Raw genomic sequence first — 4,254 nt, 5'->3', positions numbered from 1 at the left:
ACGTGGTAAGTTATATACAAAATGTTTTGAGTAAGAAAAAACTGCTTCTTCCCTGAAAATATCCATTTTTGAGTCATTCATGGCTAATTCCACCATTTCAATCTTTTGTTTGATTTGAGGTAATTCTTTTTTGAAATCTTCATCTGGTAATATTCCTTGTGCATTTTTCCTGATAATATTTTTTCTGTAATCCTCAAGTTCGTTATATTGCTTTTTATACTTTAAATATTCCAGGTTAACTTCCTTGAACTTTTTCTCTGAAATTTGAATGACAGTTTTCCAGAAATCTTCCAGGTATTGTTCTTTTGGTATAATTGCAGACAGATATTGTATAAAGTCGTCTTCCAGAACCGCCTTCTTAACGCCTCGCTTGTGAATATGCTGTCCTGGCTTAGTGCAATGATAGTAAGCATGTTTCTCTTTATTTCTTGAAGTTGACCAACTAGCGGTATAAAAATGACTACAATCACCACAGCGAACGGTGCCTTTTAGGGGAAAATCTGGATTGATAATCCTTTTAGGTATAAAATTCCCCATACCCTTACCCTTCATAATTTCCTGAACCTTGGCAAATTCTTGTTTAGAAATCATTGCTCCGTGCAGTCCGCTATGTTCTGAACCATCCCAAGGGTCAGTGAGAATGCCACAATAGAACTTGTTGGAAAGAATATACTGCATTTTTTGCGGATATAATTTAAGTGCTGGTGACATTTTGTCCAATTTTCTCGTCAATTCTGCAATGGAATAATTTCCTGTTAAATAGAGTTGAAAGCCCTTTCTAACAATATCAAAAAATTCTGGGTGAGGAATGTCAGCAATTTGTTTTTTTTCTTTGGCGCCCAGTTTTTTAAAAGACATATACCCCACAGGTATTTGCAATGGCCAAATTCCAGCTTTGATTTTCTTTTTCATGCCGTTAACACATCTTTCCCTGCGTAAGTCGTTGTCAAATTGATAAACAGAAGCAAGTATGTTTTCCAGTAATTGTCCTGAAACTGTATCGTCAGTAGGGTCGGTAACAGATTTAACGGTTATACCTAAACCTGCAAATTCCTTCCTTAGCCACAAATGGTCTTGCATGTTTCTTGCAAACCTGTCAAATCTGTAAACAATAATATGGGAAATTTTTCCCTTATTCTTCTTACAGTAAGCTAACATGTTTTGAAGCTCTGTTCTGTCTATCACTTTTGCGCTTTCTCCTTCTTCAACAAAAATTTTGTCTATTTCAATTCCTTCTCTTTCGCAATAGGCAACACAACCTTCTTTTTGAGAGCCTAAACTTGTTCCCTCAACTTGTCCCTTGGAGGAAACACGGGTATATACAACGGCTCGGAAATTTAATTTTCCTTCTCTGTTTCTTTGCATTTTTTTAGCTTTTTACTCTTAACTTTTTCTTCTTCGATATATTTGTCTAGCGTAATATCCGCCAGCTCACCTAGAGCGATTTTAGCTTCTTCCGCTTCGTTTAAATTGTCGCCTTGTTCTTCTTTTTTCATGGTTCCATTATACGCTTGGAAAAAGGAGTGGGCAACCATTTTTTAGCAAGCTAAACTGGACAATTTTAAACAACTTTTAGAATAGCTTACCTGATATTCTCACTATACAGACTTATTGTTCCAGATTTTATACAATTTATCTGACTATAAAGACTTATTGTTTGAAAAGTGATGTTTTTGACAATTGTGATAGACAGAAGCTGAAAAGTATGCTACAATGGACTTGTAAAAAGTTTAACAAAGCTCTAAGCAACTTAACTAATAAGAAGAATAAAAATATGAAAGAGCCAACAATGCCAACAGGCGTGCCAACGCCTGAAAAAAAAGAAGAGAAGTTAGTTTTGCGCCAAACCAAAGGTGGCGCATATAGTTCATTTCCAGAAGTAAACGATGTGTTAAACGAAATGGGTCTTGCAGAAATTGACAAATCTATATTCTTGTATGACCAAACGATTGGTGGCGCATACAACTCTAAACCAAGCGTGGAAGACGTTTATAACCTATTACATGGAAACCTTAGGTCATGGCAAGAATCTGAGCAAGGAGCTATGGATAATGGTCATGGAGAGTATGTTGGCAATGTAGAGGCGGCAGTAGAATTTTGCAAACAAAACAATATTTCGGAGGTGGGTGATATACAAAAAATGCTTGATAATGCACAGCAGGATATTTCATGGAGAGAGGATGCTCATAGTCGTGGACACGGAGAATATGTAAGCAATGTTGAAGCAGCCGCTGAATATTGTAAATCTAAGGGAGCAAAAAGCCATGAAGATGTAGAAAGATTATTAAAAGAAGCTGAAATCGAAGAACGATAAAAAATAATTTATCCCAAATAAACAAATCTGAAAAATCCGCCAATTAGGAAACGAATGGCGGATTTTTTTATGGTTATAACCAATTTAAATAACAATATGTCTTTATGGCCATTGGAATCAGTCCGTTATGAAAGCATATGATTTACATGTAAAAAAAGATTTTCAAGGAAACATATACACCCAGCATATAGCTGAAGAAGTGGAGAATTGACGTAGGACGCTTTAGGATACTTTTAACATGGAATTTAACGCTAAAAGTTTTCCAACTCACCACACGTTAATTTTTGCATAGTAGAGTTAATATGGAAGACTGAAGAGAAAGAAAAAGAAAAAAAGAAGCAAAAAAAGAAAAAGAAACAACAAGACTACTGCTGAAACAAAGAGAGAGCCAAAAGCAATCACTTACGCTTGCTTTTTGGCTCTCCGTGAGATAAACAAAGCTAGTTCCAATCCAACGCTTTAGAAGAAATGCAGATAAAATGGGCTAATTATGGCTATTGCAATTTTACGCTAAATTTGTTTGAATAGATAAGTGAGCCTGGAATTCAGCCATTTCTTTGAGGAATGCTATAATCTGGTTCCAATATAAACAAACCAAGTCCACAAATAAAAAATCCCCCGGAATGGGGATTTTTGTGTGGGCGTACCAAGATTCGAACTTGGGACCTCGTCATTATCAGTGACGCGCTCTAACCAACTGAGCTATACGCCCAAAATTATTCTTTATAAATAAAAACCAGATATCCGTCTATTATCAATCCCCCGATTCCAATAAGTAGTCTTATGAGTATTCTGAAATCAAAGATTCCATCGATAATATACCAGATTGAATCAAGCGCTAAATAAGGGAAAACTATTATTCCAAGATAATCAAAAAATTTGTATAGGTTATTGATTTTCATTTGGACCGGACAGGACTTGAACCCGCTACCTCCGCAGTGCAAATGCGGCGCTCTACCAGGTGAGCTACCGGCCCAACAAAACAATTTGTTTGCAATGAGTAAAAAATGCGGCGCTCGGACCCTGTCCGCCTTTGGTGGAAGGTGAGCTACCGGCCCATTATAGCAAAAGAGCCATAAAAGGCAATAAAAGCATTATACTACAAAGGAACAATTTGTCTACCCAAGCGCATAAAATAGGACAATTAACGCCGCCAACCCTAGCCGATACCAGAAAAAAGCTGCATAGCTGTATTTCTCAACAAATTTCAAGAGATATTTAATCGCCAAATAGCCGCTTAGCGCTGAAAAAAATACTCCAAAAATAATTCCAAGATCAAAACCTTCGGAAAATAATTCAGGTAATTTTAGAAAAGCCGCTCCAAAAATTATTGGCGTGGAAAGCAAAAAAGAAAACCGAGCAGCGTCCACTCTGTTTAACCCCCTGAATAATCCGGCAGTTATGGTTGCTCCTGAACGGGAAACTCCAGGAATAATGGCTGCTGCTTGAGAAAATCCGATTACAATCGAATCCCAAATGCCAATACTGCTAATGTTCTTTTTGTGCTTCAAGTATTTATCTGACAAAAATAATATCAATCCAAAAAAACTCAAAGCAAGAGCGATTAACAAGGGATTTCGAAAAACTGTTTCCGCTTTATCCTCAAATAAAAAACCGAATATAACTCCTGGTATGGTTGCAATAACTATCAGCCACAGAATATTTTTATTATTCAAATAACTATCTGTTTCATATTTAATAACCTTCGAACCAGAAAGTGCCAACTTGATTATTACTATCCAGTCTTTCCCAAAAAATATCACTAGCGCTATTAATGTTCCCAAATGAAGCGCTATGTCAAAAGCCAAGCCAGGATCTTTCCATCCGGTAAAATATGGCACTAGCACCAGATGCGCCGTCGAAGAAATCGGCAAAAATTCTCCCAGCCCCTGAACAATACCCAAAATTATTGATTGAAAAATATCCATACCCTAGAAATA

General features: G+C 36.6%; 5 protein-coding genes and 2 tRNA genes. 1 reads left to right on the top strand and 6 read right to left on the bottom strand.

All coding sequences use genetic code 11. The features are described from left to right. Positions 1–1,365: recombinase family protein (locus WC906_05245; protein MFA5777808.1), on the bottom strand; the 1,365-nt coding region annotated here is incomplete at its 3' end. Further along, positions 1,338–1,496: a hypothetical protein gene (locus WC906_05240; protein MFA5777807.1), complete on the bottom strand. Its 159-nt coding sequence runs from the start codon at positions 1,494–1,496 to the stop codon at positions 1,338–1,340. The genes WC906_05245 and WC906_05240, both read right to left, overlap by 28 nt. Before the next feature lie 161 nt (positions 1,497–1,657). On the opposite strand from WC906_05240, the gene WC906_05235 reads away from it, so the two are divergent. Further along, entirely contained in the window at positions 1,658–2,314 is a 657-nt protein-coding gene (locus WC906_05235; GenBank protein MFA5777806.1) for a hypothetical protein, read from the top strand. 638 nt (positions 2,315–2,952) lie between these two features. Here WC906_05235 and WC906_05230 read toward each other — a convergent pair. From WC906_05230 to WC906_05215, 4 genes are all read right to left on the bottom strand, one after another. Next, a tRNA-Ile gene (locus WC906_05230) sits at positions 2,953–3,026 on the bottom strand. A 4-nt stretch (positions 3,027–3,030) separates the two neighbouring features. Continuing rightward, positions 3,031–3,216 carry a hypothetical protein gene (locus WC906_05225; protein ID MFA5777805.1) on the bottom strand — a complete coding sequence of 62 codons (186 nt, stop codon included), beginning with the start codon at positions 3,214–3,216 and terminating at the stop codon, positions 3,031–3,033. A 1-nt stretch (position 3,217) separates the two neighbouring features. Next, positions 3,218–3,290 (bottom strand) — tRNA-Ala (locus WC906_05220). A 142-nt stretch (positions 3,291–3,432) separates the two neighbouring features. Then, positions 3,433–4,242: an undecaprenyl-diphosphate phosphatase gene (locus WC906_05215; GenBank protein MFA5777804.1), complete on the bottom strand. Its 810-nt coding sequence runs from the start codon at positions 4,240–4,242 to the stop codon at positions 3,433–3,435. Between the last annotated feature and the right edge of the window lie 12 nt (positions 4,243–4,254).

It is taken from the genome of Parcubacteria group bacterium, assembly GCA_041657845.1.
GTDB lineage: Bacteria > Patescibacteriota > Minisyncoccia > Moranbacterales > JAKLHP01 > JAKLHP01.
This window is presented reverse-complemented; position numbering and strand designations above follow the sequence as displayed.

Coding starts and splice junctions, on each gene's coding strand:
- WC906_05240 (MFA5777807.1), bottom strand. CDS start 1,496: ATGAAAAAAGAAGAACAAGGCGACAATTTAAACGAAGCGGAAGAAGCT.
- WC906_05225 (MFA5777805.1), bottom strand. CDS start 3,216: ATGAAAATCAATAACCTATACAAATTTTTTGATTATCTTGGAATAATA.
- WC906_05215 (MFA5777804.1), bottom strand. CDS start 4,242: ATGGATATTTTTCAATCAATAATTTTGGGTATTGTTCAGGGGCTGGGA.